The organism is Micromonospora sp. CA-249363 (genome assembly GCF_050950185.1).
GTDB lineage: Bacteria > Actinomycetota > Actinomycetes > Mycobacteriales > Micromonosporaceae > Micromonospora.
Map to the genome: position 1 here is coordinate 6,268,423 of NZ_CP192020.1, position 14,380 is coordinate 6,282,802.

16 protein-coding genes, 1 tRNA gene and 1 pseudogene are annotated in these 14,380 nt (G+C 67.8%); 8 read left to right on the top strand and 10 right to left on the bottom strand.

Translation table 11 applies throughout. The annotated features are described in order from the left end of the window. Positions 1–46 precede the first annotated feature (46 nt). Positions 47–187, bottom strand: coding sequence for a hypothetical protein (locus ACQPZK_RS28080; protein ID WP_433535777.1), 141 nt, complete (start codon positions 185–187; stop codon positions 47–49). A 793-nt stretch (positions 188–980) separates the two neighbouring features. Between ACQPZK_RS28080 and ACQPZK_RS28085 the strand changes: the two genes are divergently transcribed. Continuing rightward, complete coding sequence (locus ACQPZK_RS28085) at positions 981–1,199, top strand: hypothetical protein (RefSeq protein ID WP_433535778.1); 219 nt, start codon at positions 981–983, stop codon at positions 1,197–1,199. A gap of 82 nt (positions 1,200–1,281) precedes the next feature. On the opposite strand, the gene ACQPZK_RS28090 is transcribed toward ACQPZK_RS28085, so the two are convergent. Then, positions 1,282–1,785, bottom strand: a complete 504-nt coding sequence (locus tag ACQPZK_RS28090) for a DUF4265 domain-containing protein (protein WP_433535779.1) — start codon at positions 1,783–1,785, stop codon at positions 1,282–1,284. Between the two features lie 138 nt (positions 1,786–1,923). Then, a complete protein-coding gene (locus ACQPZK_RS28095) occupies positions 1,924–2,247 on the bottom strand; it encodes a hypothetical protein (protein WP_433535780.1) in 324 nt (107 codons plus the stop codon). Positions 2,248–3,552: 1,305 nt separating this feature from the next. Here ACQPZK_RS28095 and ACQPZK_RS28100 point away from each other — a divergent pair. Together ACQPZK_RS28100 and ACQPZK_RS28105 are read left to right on the top strand one after the other, a co-directional pair. Further along, the gene (locus ACQPZK_RS28100) at positions 3,553–3,735 is read left to right on the top strand and encodes a hypothetical protein (RefSeq protein ID WP_433535781.1); all 183 of its coding nucleotides are present in this window, start codon (positions 3,553–3,555) and stop codon (positions 3,733–3,735) included. Between the two features lie 20 nt (positions 3,736–3,755). Further along, positions 3,756–4,448 carry a hypothetical protein gene (locus tag ACQPZK_RS28105; protein ID WP_433535782.1) on the top strand — a complete coding sequence of 231 codons (693 nt, stop codon included), beginning with the start codon at positions 3,756–3,758 and terminating at the stop codon, positions 4,446–4,448. A gap of 29 nt (positions 4,449–4,477) precedes the next feature. Here ACQPZK_RS28105 and ACQPZK_RS28110 read toward each other — a convergent pair. Then, positions 4,478–4,774 (bottom strand): annotated as a pseudogene (locus ACQPZK_RS28110) (HAD family hydrolase); the annotation flags it as partial. Between the two features lie 57 nt (positions 4,775–4,831). Here ACQPZK_RS28110 and ACQPZK_RS28115 point away from each other — a divergent pair. Both ACQPZK_RS28115 and ACQPZK_RS28120 read left to right on the top strand, forming a co-directional pair. Then, the gene (locus ACQPZK_RS28115) at positions 4,832–4,966 is read left to right on the top strand and encodes a hypothetical protein (RefSeq protein WP_433535783.1); all 135 of its coding nucleotides are present in this window, start codon (positions 4,832–4,834) and stop codon (positions 4,964–4,966) included. Between the two features lie 705 nt (positions 4,967–5,671). Then, positions 5,672–6,322, top strand: a complete 651-nt coding sequence (locus ACQPZK_RS28120; RefSeq protein WP_433535784.1) for a hypothetical protein — start codon at positions 5,672–5,674, stop codon at positions 6,320–6,322. A 150-nt stretch (positions 6,323–6,472) separates the two neighbouring features. Here the strand turns inward: ACQPZK_RS28120 and ACQPZK_RS28125 are convergent. Further along, positions 6,473–6,556, bottom strand: a tRNA-Tyr gene (locus ACQPZK_RS28125). Between the two features lie 148 nt (positions 6,557–6,704). Here ACQPZK_RS28125 and ACQPZK_RS28130 point away from each other — a divergent pair. Then, the gene (locus tag ACQPZK_RS28130; RefSeq protein WP_433535785.1) at positions 6,705–7,199 is read left to right on the top strand and encodes a YajQ family cyclic di-GMP-binding protein; all 495 of its coding nucleotides are present in this window, start codon (positions 6,705–6,707) and stop codon (positions 7,197–7,199) included. 88 nt (positions 7,200–7,287) lie between these two features. On the opposite strand, the gene ACQPZK_RS28135 is transcribed toward ACQPZK_RS28130, so the two are convergent. From ACQPZK_RS28135 to ACQPZK_RS28145, 3 genes are all read right to left on the bottom strand, one after another. Further along, positions 7,288–7,635, bottom strand: a complete 348-nt coding sequence (locus ACQPZK_RS28135; RefSeq protein WP_433535786.1) for a hypothetical protein — start codon at positions 7,633–7,635, stop codon at positions 7,288–7,290. Positions 7,636–7,760: 125 nt separating this feature from the next. Then, positions 7,761–8,288, bottom strand: coding sequence for a dihydrofolate reductase family protein (locus tag ACQPZK_RS28140; RefSeq protein ID WP_433535787.1), 528 nt, complete (start codon positions 8,286–8,288; stop codon positions 7,761–7,763). A gap of 72 nt (positions 8,289–8,360) precedes the next feature. Then, a complete protein-coding gene (locus tag ACQPZK_RS28145; RefSeq protein ID WP_433535788.1) occupies positions 8,361–9,620 on the bottom strand; it encodes an MFS transporter in 1,260 nt (419 codons plus the stop codon). 191 nt (positions 9,621–9,811) lie between these two features. Here ACQPZK_RS28145 and ACQPZK_RS28150 point away from each other — a divergent pair, with 191 nt between their 5' ends. Both ACQPZK_RS28150 and ACQPZK_RS28155 read left to right on the top strand, forming a co-directional pair. After that, positions 9,812–10,654, top strand: coding sequence for a DUF6065 family protein (locus ACQPZK_RS28150; protein ID WP_433535789.1), 843 nt, complete (start codon positions 9,812–9,814; stop codon positions 10,652–10,654). Further along, positions 10,654–11,847, top strand: a complete 1,194-nt coding sequence (locus ACQPZK_RS28155; RefSeq protein WP_433535790.1) for a hypothetical protein — start codon at positions 10,654–10,656, stop codon at positions 11,845–11,847. The genes ACQPZK_RS28150 and ACQPZK_RS28155 overlap by 1 nt, the downstream gene beginning before the upstream one ends. 61 nt (positions 11,848–11,908) lie before the next feature. Here the strand turns inward: ACQPZK_RS28155 and htpX are convergent, their stop codons facing one another. Both htpX and ACQPZK_RS28165 read right to left on the bottom strand, forming a co-directional pair. Next, positions 11,909–12,784 (bottom strand): zinc metalloprotease HtpX, encoded by an 876-nt coding sequence (htpX, locus tag ACQPZK_RS28160; RefSeq protein ID WP_433535791.1) that lies wholly within the window; start codon positions 12,782–12,784, stop codon positions 11,909–11,911. A gap of 103 nt (positions 12,785–12,887) precedes the next feature. Then, positions 12,888–14,369 (bottom strand): NADH-quinone oxidoreductase subunit N, encoded by a 1,482-nt coding sequence (locus tag ACQPZK_RS28165; RefSeq protein ID WP_433535792.1) that lies wholly within the window; start codon positions 14,367–14,369, stop codon positions 12,888–12,890. Positions 14,370–14,380 lie beyond the last annotated feature (11 nt).

A 14,380-nucleotide genomic window follows, 5' to 3' on the forward strand; every position in this document is an offset into this window, starting at 1 on the left:
CGCCCCCTCGCCCGCCCCGCTGCCTACATCACGAAGATTGTGGTGCTCACCGCGCTGCGGGCATGTTCCAGATGATGTCCGCCGTGTGCATGTAGCCGTCCATGCCGTCACCGACGAAGACGCCGGCCGCGATAGCAGTAAGCACCAGGAACGAGCCAAGCAGCCGGCCCAGCGTTCGACCAGACATTTTTGCTCCTGTCGGGGAAGTGTCACGGGGATGGTGGAGGTTCCACGATCGTGCCACACGGTCCGAACCCAGAAAAGCGGTCAGGGCACGACCGGGCCGAGCGTTGACCACTTGCCGCCCTTCGGACAACTCCCTGTGCCGCACCGGGCCAGATCAGAGCCCACTTCGCATGCTCGGGCACCTTCACCGGGCGCTTGATACGACCATCAGCGCATTTCACCCGGGATGCGCTAGACCCCACCGACCTCGCTGCCTGCGGTTACTCCCCGTTACTGCTTTCCTCGGTCCGGCAGACACCCGGACGCAGCAAACACATCGACCACCATACCCGCTAAACGCTCGGACACAAGTGGTCTACACCGGACAAGCCGTGCCGTCCGAATGCACCAATTGGTTACCGGCCCGTAGCCCTGAGCAGCCGGGCACGTCTCCGGTCAGTCCTTCGTACCCCCGATCTGGCTCCGACGGAACGCCGCCTAGTTGTGGGGACAACGCCCGGCTTGGTGACGGACCATGTGCCGATGCTCAGCAGCGATCCGCTCGCCCACCTCCAGGACACCGTCGTTCTCTGGAGCGCCAGATCGAGTAGTGCGGAGGACGTCGTCGCCGCTGCCTGCGACTGCCTCGTAGCAGGCGTGGACAGCCCGACGCTCCGGATCCTCGCCGGCATCCCGATGACGAAGGGCAGCGAAAACGACGAGCTGCGGCCCTGGCTCGAAGGCGCCCTCGCGGAAGTCGCGCTCACCTGCTACCCGGAGGGCAGCAGGGAGGAGAGGAGGAGGCCCTACGCGTCATGGCTCGCAGACTGCTCGCGGGAACCATCACACCTCGCGACCTCACCTCCTGGGCCTACCGCTTCGTCACCTGGGACGGCACTCCCCTGGCAGCGAAGCTGATCGCCCTCGACAACGCCTACGTCCACGTGGACGCGTCCACGACGGGCAGCAGTACACGAGCACCGAGGCCACGGATGTCGACGCAGACGTCATCGCCGAGGCGCGGCGTTTGGTGAGCGATATCAACTGAGGCCCGGACGCCTCGGGACTCGAACCTCTCACTGCCGCCACGGACAAGAGCGTCCGCGAGCAGCAGGTTCAGGCCGCTTCCCACTCGTCGGTCGTGCAGCCGAGCTCGAAGCTCCACCAACCCTCCGCCTCGCCGCGCAACAGAGTTGCCTTGACCGCAGGGAGGTCCGCACTCGCCGGCACGGTGAAAGCAACGAGAGGAAGCTCCTTGCTGAACGTCTCGCCGGCGAGGCCGAAGGGCGCCAAGCGGTCGTAGACGGCGTGGGCGCTCGGCCCGAGCGGACCCCGAGGCTTCGGCAGGACTCTCACAGTGCAGTTGCCCGACGCCTCGACCCGCCCCGACGCCCAGTGAAGTCCGTCGAGGCCCGTAGTGAAGCGGACAACGTCTCCCTCAGCGACGCCGTCCTGGAGAAACGGAACGTTGCAGATGCGAGCCGTATCTGGGCCGGCAGCAACACTCCACAGGCCCTCGGTGTCGTAGGGAAGCCATCCCTCCCTCCGGACGAACTTGAACCAGATCTTGATGAGCTGGTCTCCGGCAGGTAGGTCCCGATCTGGTGCGGGCGAGAGCATGGCCGACATCATGCCCACGGTCGGAAACGCCCAAGCGAAGCCCTCAGACAGTCGCTGATCCCGTGGTCCGCGCCGCCCTCGGCAACTCGGAGCGTCGCCCGCCTTCGCCGCTCCGAACGTGATCGACAGTCGGTCGGCCTACTGCCAGCTGATTGAGCCGGGGACGGCAGCCTCCGCGGCAGCGATCGCATCGTCAACCGTGTGGAAGCCCTGAGAGTCTGGCCAGAAGGATTGCGCTTCGACAGGCCATCCTGGCCGATGCCTCACGTAGTAGAGCTGGCCCTCCGGGTTCAGCTGCGGTGGCTCATCCTCTTCGAGGTCGTTGTCGGCCTCTCCGACGGCGTGCCAGAAGTCGTAGTCGAGCATCACCACAAAGACCGCCGCGGGAGTGACCCCGCCGTAGAGCCAGTGGCCCGTCGCACGGTCGTCTCCACCCGGCGAGCGTAGGACGGCATCGGACATCTCTCAATGCGCTACCAGCGGCAAGATCGACCTACCCGCCATATAACCGGCGTGAGGCGATGTTTGCGCTGGTCGAGGGCCTGCTATTGACGCTCTGTAAATCCGTCGCGGAAGCTATAGAGGTTCGAATCCTCTACCCGCCACCAGGTGCAGACACGGTCCCTGACCAGCAGAGATCCTGATCGAGGGCCGTTGTCGTTTGCCCGGCCAAGGTCTGGCTTAGTTCTAGCCCGCTGAGTCCAGCCGGTGACGGCTGGTTTTGGCATAGGCGACACGTATGCAACACGGGTTGGCACAACATAGCTCGCCGGGATTACTCGGGCTGCGTAGGCGCGATGGTCATCGGACGAGTAGCGCTGAATCTCGTCCGTCTCCATGTGCCTCCGCCATAGCCCGGCTGGTTGAACCTTGGTCGACTCCTCGCCCCCTCGACTGCACCGTCGATCGTCACAACGGAGCGATGGCGGCACATCCTGCAAAGTTCGGTCGGATAATTGACACCAACAATGCCTGGCGCGGGTTTTACACTGTCATGATTCTTCTGAAATCAACGATTGGGTGGGGATGATGGCGCAGCGCACGAGATCCATTCGGGCGTACGTTATGCATGGACACCTCAACAGTGCACCACTTGATTACGAGGACTTCTTTCAATGGCTTCGCGAAACCCCACCGCGGGCAACGCAGATGAGTATCTACCGGGATCTCGATATCGCCGTCGAGAGAATGTCTTACCGGGAGCCCTTTCTCGACATTCGGTTTGTGAGTGGGAATCCGAGGGCTAACCCCCTATTTTACAATGAGGCCACTGGTCAGACAGAGCGGTCACGCGCGCAACCCGGAACTTGGGCAGCAGAACCGACCCGCGTATCAGTGTTTCCTGCCGCGCGGCTCCTATTGCTGGAAGGTCGCCGGCAAGGGGTGGGCGTCGGCACGCTTGAGCAATACTTCTCCACTATCGCCAGAATCAATGAGTATTCTAACCGTTTGCGATTGCAACTTAGCCCGTTGGCCTCCGCCTCCTTCGAGGAAGAAATAGACCGCCTTGCGAGAATTAGGCAGGCCGCGTTGGAGGTTAATCGTCCGAACACCGATTGGGATGAGGCAAACGACGTACTTTCCACCTTGGCCGGTGAATCAGAGGGACAGCGAGCCCAGGTAGTGGTATCCGCCGCGCGTGGCGATACACTAAGCCGCAGTGGGGGGATCATCGGATTAATTCGGGCACATGTCCGCAGGACTCTGACTAACGTGCGAAGCGCGAGAGTGGTTGGACGCCGACAAGGCGAGCAGCGGGATACTGTCGTGAGCACTGAGAAGCATCAACTTCGGGCAAATGCCGTATTCGATGACCGCGATTCCGAATTCGAGCAAGACGAGATCTTGTTCGAGCAGTCGCATCTTCTTGCAGCAGTGGCTGCGTCGAGATTGGCGCAGAGTACGACGCCGCCTGTCGAGGACGCCGCATCCAGCCAAGAAACGTCGTAGGGCGCGACTAGGCTGGCGGTATGGAGACGACCAAGCGAAAGGACCCAGGCCTCCTAGGCTTTACGCGTAGGTACGTACTCCCACGCCTGGGTGATGTTGTATCGCACCGCAATGTATCGATTAGTCTACTCCTGGCCGGCGCACTAGTTTTCACCAGCTTTCGTCTAGGCTGGTTTCCTGCGCTCAAAGAGGCCGAGGTAAAGGATTTTGTAGCCGGATCTCTGGCTTTTTCCGCATTAGGCTTCGGCGCCGCCACGGCGGCAACAGTCCTCGCTCTGTCGATGCCGCGCAGCCGTCTCTACCTGACAATGATCGTCAACGGTAAGGGTGCGCCACGAGCAAGGATTGCATCTGGCGCGGGGCAAGAATTGGTCGAAGCCGTTGATGAACCCTTATTCGATGCCGAAAAATATGGCAGAAACTTTCGATCCTATTATGGCGACTTAATTTTCGTCTTCCTATGGACCATGGCTGCCCAATTGTTCATGGGCATCATGGGCCTCGTGTATTTCGCGATCGCTGGAGACCTAAAGATCGTAGATGATGAACAATGTCACAGGTCAAGGGTTGGCCTGTTCTTGGTTGTCTTTGCCACTAGCTATGCAGTAATGCAGCTTGGCTCCCTCATTAAAGCGCTGGCGGATTACGCCGCCAGCCAGGAGCAGTACGACCGCGTTCGCCTGCTAGCTCCGCAGCAGAGTTCGGACGAATGAGGCAGCCTTAGCTTAGCGACCTATTGAATCTAGAAACCTGCCGGCTCGACCATCACGTTGGCGATCTCGGCCATGCTGGTGATCACCACTTTCCCGCCGGCCGCCCAGAACGACTCGACTTCAGGGGCACGGTTCGCGTAACCGATCACCCGCACCCCTGCGGCGTGCGCTCCCTCTACGTCCGAGAGTGAGTCGCCGATCAGCACACACCGAGCCCGTGGCTTGCCGACGGAGCGCAAAGCTTGCAGGATCGGTTCCGGGTTGGGTTTCATGCGATCCGGGTCGGCATACGCTCGGCCGATGACCGGCGAAACGTAGTCGGCGAGCCCGTACTCAAGTACGCCGTTGAGCTGCGCCTACTCGACACGCACCCAATGACCCTGGTGAGCTGGACCGCCCCGAAGACGGCCGATGAGGTCGACCGGCACGCGGTCGTCAATCCCGACCAGGCGCGGGCACTGCTCGCCGAGACTGGCCGGACGGTGCCCGAGTTGGAAGCGTTCTTCGGATGCATGTAGTACGCCGCACTACGCCCCGAAGAGGTGCTTCACTTGCGCGGAGACGAGTACGAGCGGCCCTCCCAACCTGACGGGTGGGGCGTACTGCACCTGACCGGCTCGACCGTGGCCGTAGGACGCGACTGGGGCGACGGGAGCAACACGGCCGAGGAACGAGGGTTGAAGCACCGAGCAAAGGCCGCCACGCGAGACGTGCCGGCGCCACCGCCGCTCGTGCGGCTGCTCGACCACCACGTCAAGGAGTACCCGCCAGGATCCAACGGGAAGCTGTTCGTCACCCGGCGCGGCCCCGGTGGCCGGTACGTCCCTACCGCCGGTCAGCCGATCCCGAACAACACCTACGGGAAGGCATGGCGCGACGCACGAGCCAAGGTGCTACCCCTGCTCAGCAGCGATCCCCGCTGGCGCGGCGACCGTACGATCTGCGACACGCCGCTGTATCGCTGTGGCTCAACGCCGGGGTACTGGCTGCCCAGGTCGCCGAGTGGGCCGGGCACAGCATGCACGTCCTCATGCGGGTCTACGCCAAGTGCGTCTACGGCCAAGAGGAAGTACCACGTCGCCGGATCGAGGCGGCGCTGGCGTGGCAGGCGGATGGGAGTGGCGGCGGTCAAAAGTCCGACACAACCACTCACCGAGAGAGGTGACCTATTCACGGCGATTCCGGTATAAAAGCGCCGTCCGGCAGTCCCTAAGCTGCTCGCCGTGGAGAACAAGCCAACGAAGCGGAGACGGCGACGTCGAATCGATCCCGCCGACATCCTGATCCCCGCAGCGGGTGCCGCGACTGTGGGATTCCAACTCTCCCAAAGCTCCGGAACGCCGACCCCGGTCGAATGGTCACTTATTGCTGGTGCGGCGGTGCTCGCCGTGTTGGGTGTGACGCTGATAGTTCTCAAGAGCCGGACAGAACGGATCGAGGCCGCTGCGCGGTTCCGGGACGTAGCAGCGAAAGCCATGGCTTCGGTTGAGAGGACCTTGCCACCGCCGCTCCCCTCGCTTGAAGATGAGATCGCGGAGGTCTCAGCGACCCTCTCCAAAACCGTGAAGAGGCTTCGAGACATCAGCACCAAGGCCGAAGCTTTCGAGGACGAGGTGCGAGAACTGGTTGAGCGGGCAGAGGCAGCGCGGACGATTGCCGAACTAAACGAAGATCAGGCAAGCAAGATCTCGCTGTTGCTGAGCGAACGTACGGAGCGAAGCATGAAAGCCGAGATTGAGAAACTGAAGACCGCCCATGCAGAGCAAGCGGAGCAGCAACGTCGAAGCGGGACACGCATCGCTCTTGCGACCTTCGCTGGTGGCGTCGTCCTCGGCGTCGTCGGCAACGTGGTGACGAACCTTGTCATGCTGTAAGGGCGTGATCACCATCCCCGCTGGTCACGTTCCGGCGACACGTATACGACACGGCCAGCGAGATCGAGCGGGCTAGAGCGGGACTGAGTGAGACTTACGAGAGAGGCCCCTGACCAACGTTCACGCTGGTCAGGGGCCTCTTTCTGCACCTGGTGGCGGGTAGAGGATTCGAACCTCTGTAGCTTTCGCGACGGATTTACAGTCCGCTCCCATTGGCCGCTCGGGCAACCCGCCAGGGCACCCCACCGCGTCGCAACGCGGCGGCGGAAGCAAGGATAGCGGCTCACCCCGGGACCGACGCAACCGGGTACCGTCAGGGGGTCGTGCCGCTGGTCGGCGGCCGACTGCACCTCCCAGACCGCCGGACAGCAGGAGCAGAAGCATGCCAGCGAACCCGTCTTTCGACATCGTGAGCAAGGTCGACCGCCAGGAGGTCGACAACGCCCTCCGGCAGGCGGAGAAGGAGCTCTCGACGCGGTTCGACTTCCGCGGCACGGGCGCGGAGATCTCCTGGTCGGGTGAGGAGGCGATCGGCCTTCAGGCGGAGACCGAGGAGCGGGTCCGCGCCGCGCTGGACGTCTTCAAGGAGAAGTTGGTCAAGCGGAACATCTCGTTGAAGTCCTTGGACGCGGGTGAGGCGCGCCCGTCGGGCAAGGTGTTCAAGATCGACTGCAAGGTGATCCAGGGCATCGAGACGGACAAGGCCAAGGCGATCAGCAAGAAGATCCGCGACGAGGGCCCCAAGGGCGTGCAGGCGCAGATCCAGGGTGACCAGCTGCGCGTCACCGGCAAGAAGCGGGACGACCTCCAGGCGGTCATCGCGCTGCTCAAGGGTGAGGACTTCGGCGTCGCCCTCCAGTTCACGAACTACCGGTAAGAGGGACCAACCACCGGTCAGGGGATCGGCCAGCCCAGCACCCGGGCTGGCCGACAGAAGGTGGCCAGCCCAGCACCGGGCTGGCCGATCAGGCTGAGGTGGCGCTGAGTCCCTCGACGACGAGAGCCTGAACACTGCGAAGCACAGCCGCCTCCTGCTCGTGCCCCACAGTCGCGGCGACAGCGGCCCAGTGCCCGGCGCACTCGGCGGCGAGCGCCCAGTCTGCGCGGGAGAGTTGGGCGACAACGTCCTCGTCGTCCGGCGGCCAGTCTCCGGAGCCGGCGACGCCGGGTATCCAGTGGGCGATCTGGTCCCATCCGGCCCTGCGGATTCCGCTTGCCGCCCAAAGGATCTGGCGAGGATCACCGTTCTCGGCCGCGACGCTGATCGCGCTGTCGAGAGCTCCGTCCAGGTGGCGCCACTGACGCGTCGTCATGCGTAGGCCGACTACCTTCTCCGGCTGGTCCATTCGGCCATCATCGTCGAACTCCGGGCTGCGTCGGGCTCCCCCGCAGGCCGCTGCCGGTCGGCGGTGGCAACTTGCGGCGCGGCCGCCACACGTCAATGGACGACGGTGTACCAGTGGGCGGTCTCCCCGGGGATCGGCGTCAGCCGGACGCGGGCGCCGCCTGGGTCGTCGAGGATGCGTACGCCTTCGCCGAGCAGCACGGGCGCGGAGAAGATAAGGACTTCGTCGAGCAGGCCGGCGCGTAGGCACTGCTTGGCGACGTCCGCGCCGAGCACGTTGACGTACTTGTCGCCGGCGGCTTCCTTGGCCTGCGCGACGGCAACGTGCAGGTCGTCGGCGAAGGTGATGCCTTCGGGCGGGTCGTCGGGTGGGCGGTGGGTCAGGACGACCACCGGGCCGTGGTACTGGCCGCCGAAGGCCCCTTCGTTGTCGGTGCCACGGTTGGGGTCGTCGCCGCCGAAGGTGCGGTTGCCGGCGAGGATCGCGCCGACGTTGGCCAGCAGACGGTCGGCGGTCGGGTTGTCGCCGGCGAGGTGTTCGGTCAGCCAGGACATGTCACCGCCGGGGCCGGCGATGTAGCCGTCGAGTGACGCGGTCGCCGAGTAGAGCAGCTTGGCCATGATTCCCCTCTCGTCTCGTCGACGCTCAGTCTGGTGCACCCCACCGACAGCCGCCGGACACGACGGAGGAGGTCAGACCGGGACGGGCTCGTCGGCGCGTACCGCATGCTTTTCGGCTCGGGCGATGGGCCCGGCGGGCAGCGCTGCGACCGCGGCCCCGACGGCCACCGCCGCGCCCGCGAAGACGAAGGCCCAGGGCACGCCGCCGGCGTGGTCGACGATCAGGCCGGCCACCGCGCCGCCGGCGGCGCTCGCCGCCACGGCCACCGTGACCACCCAGGTGTACGCCTCGTTCAGCATGCCCGTCGGGGCGATCCGGCCGACCAGGGTGTTCTCCAGGGTCAGCGCCGGAGCGATGGTGGCGCCACCGACGACCAGGGCGACGCCCAGCGCCAGCGGCGTGGGCATGACCGCGAACACCACGAACGTGCCGGCCAGCGCGGCGAGCAGCAGGGCGAACTGGCGGGTCATGTTGGGCGAGGGCCGGCGGACGCCGAACCAGAAGCCGCCGATGGCGCTGCCGACTCCCCAGACCGCCAGCAGCAGCCCGGCCAGGCTCTCCGGGTCGTCGGTGGTGGCGTTGCCGGCGTACGCCGGGACGATCACACCGGCGGCACCGAACGCGATGCCCAGCCCGGCGACGCAGACCAGCAGGGCCGGAAAGCCGGCGACCCGCAGCGGACCGAGACCTCGGGCGTGGTGTTCGCGCGGGTGGGGACGCCAGTCGCGCATCGCCCGGCCGAGGGCGACTGCGGTGGTGCCGACCAGGGTGACGACCGCTGCCCCGATCAGTGCGGCCGCCGCGTCGGCGACCAGTACGAACCCGGCCACGAGCAGCGGGCCGAGCACGAACACGATCTCGAACAGGGAGGTCTCCGCCGCGAGGGCGGTGTTGCGCAGGGCGTACCGGCCGGAGGCGGGGCTGGTCAGCTCGTTCCAGGCGCCGCGGATGGCGGCGGTGAGCGGCGGGTACGTCGCGCCGGCGATGCCGGCCGTCAGGTAGATGGCGGCGAGGGCGTCGTCGCCGGAGCGGCTGGCCAGCAGCAGCCCGGTGAGCGCCAACGGGTGGGCCACGGCGGTCACCAGCAGCACCGGGCTGGGACCGACCCGGTCGGCTATCCGACCGGCGATCGGGCTGAGCGCGGCGCCGGCGACGGCGTAGATGCCGCCCGCGATGGCGGCCAGGGAGTAGCGCCCGGTCACCTGCTCGACGACCAGCAGCAGCGCCAGCGGCGTCATGCCGATGCCGAGTCGCCCGATGATGCCGGTGACCAGCAGGATCGGCGCACCGGGGATCCGCCAGACACCCAGGTACTGGCGCAGTGCGGCCACGAGGTGTACCTCCGCTGGGACAGGTAACGGGTAAAGGCTCGTTCGACCCTAACGCCCGAGGTCACGCCGTGGATGGTCGATCCGCTCACAGCAGCGCGGAGGCCGGGACTGACCGAGCGGTCACAAAGGGGGTAGGTTGCTGATCGAATTGGGTCCATACGCCGGCACCGCACGATGAGGCAGGAGGTCCGATGTCCGGGACTACCACCGCACCTCTGCGAGTCGAGATCTATTCGCTGTACGGCGACGCCAAACCCAGTGAGGCCGCCTCGCCCAGCCTGCGCGGCTCTCTGCCCTCCCGAGCCGTCCAACAGTGCCCGCCGGTCGCCGCCGCCTCGGGGTTCGGCTGGTACGTCTACCCGCCGACAGACTTCGCCCTGCGCTGGGACGGGCAGGACACCGAGTGGACGCTGCTGACGGAGAACGAGCCGGCCCAGTGGCGTTCGCTCGCCGGCGGCTACGACGGCAAGCTGCCCGACGCGGCCGACCAGTTGCAGGCGGCGCCGGAGCAGTTCCACGGTGACCTGGACATCTTCGACAGGTACGGCGCGAGCATCCCGTTCCTCGATGCCGACCCGCGCGCCGCCAACACGGTCGAGCTGGTCACCGGCGTGGTGGCGCGTACGTCCCCGGGCTGGTGCCTGATCGCCCGGGGCGTGCCGAACTGGCCCGCCCAGCGCGGCCTGCAGCTCTACGAGGGCGTGGTGGAGACCGACTGGTACACCTCGTTGCTGCCCACCATCCTGCGGCTCACCGAGGTGGGGCAGGTGGTGCGCTTCTACCGGAACATCCCCCTCATGTGCCTGCAACCGGTGCACCGGTCGACGCTGGAGGCCTTCCGCAGCGCCGAACTCGTGACCGGAGAGGGACTGCCGGCGTGGCCGGAGGACGTCTGGTCGGACTTCGTGGCGCTGCGTCGACGCCGCCAGGATCCGGAGATCCGCAGCAGCTACCGCCGGGAGCAGTCCCGCCGGGTCCGGGAGAACGCCGCCTATCAGCCGATCGGGGTAGTGGAAGCGGACCAGCCGACCTGATGCCCGACACCGACGCACAGCTCACGCCGTCGCCCGGTTACCGCGCGCTGTTCCGACATCCGGTGGCCTCCCGGCTGGTCATCGCCCGGGGCATCTCGGAGCTGGGTGACTTCGTGGGCCTGGCCGCTCTGCTGCTGCTCGCGTACGACCAGACGAACTCCGTTCTCGGCCCGGCCGCGGTCTACGCGGCCCGTACCCTGCCGGCCCTGCTGGTCGCCACCGTCTTCAGCGGCTGGCTGGACGTGCCGGCCCGCCGTACCCTGCTGGTCTGGCTGTCGGTGGCCGGCGCCGCGCTGATCGCCGTGCCCGCGGCGGTCCCCGAGCCGTTGCCGGCGATCGTGGCGGCGGGCCTGCTGGGCGCGGTACGGGCCGCCTACGCGAGCGTCAACGTGGCCGTCGTCGCCGAGGCGGTGGACGCGCCGCTGCGGCTGCCGCTGTTCGGCCTCAGCGCCTTCGCCAACCAGGCGGGCCAGGTGGTCGGCCTGCTCGCGGGGGCCAGTCTGACGGTGGCCCTCGGCTCCCGGGTGGCGCTCCTGATCGACCTCGGGTCGTTCCTGGTCGCCGCGGTCGTCCTGGCCGGACTGCCGAAGCGCCCCCACCGGGTACGTGGGCCGCGTCCACCGGCGACCGCGGGCATCCGCATCATCGCCGGCCATCCCGTGCTGCGGGGCGTGGCCGTGCTCACCCTGGCCACCGTGCTGTCCGGCGCGCTGCCGGAGACCCTCGCCCCCGATCTCGCGCAGGGGGCCTGGCGTCCCGCCGTGCTGGCGGCGTCGGCGCTGGGCGGGGCGGTCTTCGTGCTGCTGGTGAGCCGGTCCGGTTGGCTGGGCCGGGTGGCCGGTCAGGTGGCCGTCGCCACGGCGCTGGCCGGCGCGCTGGTGCTGACCGGTGTCCTGGTCGCCGTCGACGCGCCGCTGGGAGCGCTGACGGTGGGCAACGCGTTGATCGGCGCGGGCGGTGGTTGGTTGATCGGCGCGCAGACGACGTTCGCCCGGTTGGCCCCTCCGGAACGGATGGGGCAGGTCGAGGCGACGATCGTCGCGGCGAACATCGTCACCTCGGGGGTCGGCATCTTCCTGCTGGGGGGCGTCGCCGCCGTGTTCTCGCCCGCCGCGTCGTACCTCACGGCGGGCGTCGTCCTGCTCGTCGTCGTGCTGCTCACCCGTCCGGACCGGTTGCCGACACCGGAGTGACCGGGAGACGACTCCACCCGCGTCCGTGGGCGGACGCGGGTGGAGTACGGGGTTCAGCGGGTCAGCGCTGGAACTGCACCGGTCCCGAGTTGGCGGCCATCCGCTCCAGGCGGGCGACCCGGTCCTCCATCTTCGGGTGGGTGGAGAAGAGGGCGGCCACCGCGCCACCGGCGAACGGGTTGGCGATCATCAGGTGGGCGCTGCTGGTGAGCGTGCCCTGAGCCGGCAGCGGGCGTCGCCGGGCCACGGCGTCGATCTTGCGCAGGGCGCTGGCCAGGGCCAGCGGGTCCCGGCTCAGCTCGGCGCCGGACTGGTCGGCCTGGAACTCGCGGCTGCGGCTGATCGCCAGCTGGATCACGGTGGCCGCGATCGGGCCGAGGATCAGGGTCAGCAGCAGGACGGCCGGGTTCGGCGAGTCCTCGTCGTCCCCGCCGCCCAGCGGAATGAACCAGGCGATGTTCGCGAGGAACGTGATGATGCCGGCCAGGCCGGCCGCGACGCTGGAGATCAGGATGTCCCGGTTGTAGACGTGGGACAGCTCGTGCCCGATCACGCCACGCAGCTCCCGGTAGTCCAGGATCTCGGTGATGCCCTGGGTCACGCAGACCGCCGCGTGCTGCGGGTTACGCCCGGTCGCGAACGCGTTCGGCTGGGCGGTCGGGCTGACGTACAACCGGGGCATCGGCTGCTGGGCCTCGGTCGCCAGTTCGCGCACCATGCGGTACAGCTCGGGGAACTGTGCCTCGCTGACCGGTTGCGCCCGCATCGAGCGCAGCGCGATCTTGTCGGAGTAGAAGTACGAAATGCCGTTGATGCCCAGTGAGATGAGGACGGCGATGACCAGGCCGCCACTGCCACCGAACCCGTAGCCCACCGCGAGGATCAGCGCGGTGAGCAGGCCGAGCAGCGCGGCGGTCTTCAGACGGTTGTGGTGCACGATCTCTCCTTCGGTGCGCGGATCGCCTCGATCCGCTGACCGGTACAACAACTCGATACCCGTCAACCATCCGTCGGAACGCTGAGAGTTGACTGAGACCCGCTCAGCGGGCGGCGAGATCCAGCACGAGCTGCGGGGCGACGCCCAGCACCACGGCCGCCACCGTGGTCACCGCCAGCACCACGGCCACCACCGGCACCAGGGGTACGGCCACCACGCCGTCCCCACGCGTCAAGGGCGTCGGCGTCCACAGGCCGGCGGTCACCCGCAGGTAGTAGGCGAGCCCGAGCACCGCGTTCAGCGCCACCACCAGCGCCAACCAGGCCGCGCCGCCGTCCAGCAGCGACCGGACCACCGTCACCTTCGCGAACAGTCCGGCCAGGCCCGGCGGCAGCCCCGCCAGACCCACCAGCGCGAGGCCGAGGGCTGCACCACGCCACGGGTGCCGGCGCGCGGCCCCGCGCAGGTCGTCGAGCGTGCCGCCGTCCGCCCCCGCCGGGCGCAGCGCGGTCACCCCGGCGAACGCCGCCAGCTCCAGCACCACGAAGAACACGGCGTACGCCACGGTGGCGGCGTACGCGGCCGACCGCGCCTCATCCGTGCGGCCGGCGGCCAGCGCCAACGCGCCCAGCGGGGCGAGGATGTAACCGGCCTGCGCGACCGAGGACCAGGCGAGCAGCCGGACGGTACGCCGCTGACGCAGCGCCACCAGATTGCCGACGGTCATCGTGAGGACGGCCAGCAGGGCGAGCACCGGACCGGTCTGGTCCGTCGGCAGCGCCCGCTGTACCACGGCCAGCACCGCCACCAGGCCGCCCAGCTTCGACGCCGTCGACAGGTACGCGGCCACCGGCAGTGGAGCGCCGTCGTAGGTGGCCGGCGCCCAGGCGTGGAACGGCACCGCCGCCACCTTGAAGGCCAGCCCGAGCAGCAGCAGCGTCACGGCGGCGGTGGTCAGCGGCAGGTCACGCAGCTCCGGCCGCTCGGCCAGCGACGCGCCGACCCGGTCGAGGTGCAGCCCGCCGGTCACCGCGTACAGCAGCGCCGCGCCGAGCAGCGTCAGCGTGGTGGCCACCACGCTCACCACGAAGAACGTCACCGCCGCCTCGGCGCTGGCCAGGCTGCCCCGGCGCAGGCCGACAAGCACGTACAGCGGCAGGGTCAGCGTCTCCAACGCCACGATCAGGGTGATCAGGTCACCGGCCGCGCCGAGCACCACACCGCCGGTCATCGAGCAGGCCAGCAGGAAGGCGTACTCCCCCACCGGGGACCGGCCGGCCCGCAGCGCCGGCACCGACAGCCCGAGCACGCCCAGGGTAAGCAGCGCCACCACCGCGCCGACCAGGGCCGCCCGGCCACCGAAGATCCACGAGCAGTCCGCGCCGGCGCAGAACGTCCGCCGTTCGCCGCCCGCACCGACCAGCGCCGAGCAGACAGCGGTGCCGAGTGCGCCGAGCGCGGCCACCGCGACCGTGGCGCGCGGCCGCGCCAGCACCAGGTCGACCACCAGCACGAGTACGGCAGTGCCGGCGGCCAGGTACGCCGGCAGCAGCGCGACGCTGTCCACGCTCTGCACGACGCTCATCGGTCCACCCC

Coding starts and splice junctions, on each gene's coding strand:
- ACQPZK_RS28080 (WP_433535777.1), bottom strand. CDS start 187: ATGTCTGGTCGAACGCTGGGCCGGCTGCTTGGCTCGTTCCTGGTGCTT.
- ACQPZK_RS28085 (WP_433535778.1), top strand. CDS start 981: ATGGCTCGCAGACTGCTCGCGGGAACCATCACACCTCGCGACCTCACC.
- ACQPZK_RS28090 (WP_433535779.1), bottom strand. CDS start 1,785: ATGCTCTCGCCCGCACCAGATCGGGACCTACCTGCCGGAGACCAGCTC.
- ACQPZK_RS28095 (WP_433535780.1), bottom strand. CDS start 2,247: ATGTCCGATGCCGTCCTACGCTCGCCGGGTGGAGACGACCGTGCGACG.
- ACQPZK_RS28105 (WP_433535782.1), top strand. CDS start 3,756: ATGGAGACGACCAAGCGAAAGGACCCAGGCCTCCTAGGCTTTACGCGT.
- ACQPZK_RS28130 (WP_433535785.1), top strand. CDS start 6,705: ATGCCAGCGAACCCGTCTTTCGACATCGTGAGCAAGGTCGACCGCCAG.
- ACQPZK_RS28135 (WP_433535786.1), bottom strand. CDS start 7,635: ATGACGACGCGTCAGTGGCGCCACCTGGACGGAGCTCTCGACAGCGCG.
- ACQPZK_RS28140 (WP_433535787.1), bottom strand. CDS start 8,288: ATGGCCAAGCTGCTCTACTCGGCGACCGCGTCACTCGACGGCTACATC.
- ACQPZK_RS28150 (WP_433535789.1), top strand. CDS start 9,812: ATGTCCGGGACTACCACCGCACCTCTGCGAGTCGAGATCTATTCGCTG.
- ACQPZK_RS28155 (WP_433535790.1), top strand. CDS start 10,654: ATGCCCGACACCGACGCACAGCTCACGCCGTCGCCCGGTTACCGCGCG.
- ACQPZK_RS28165 (WP_433535792.1), bottom strand. CDS start 14,369: ATGAGCGTCGTGCAGAGCGTGGACAGCGTCGCGCTGCTGCCGGCGTAC.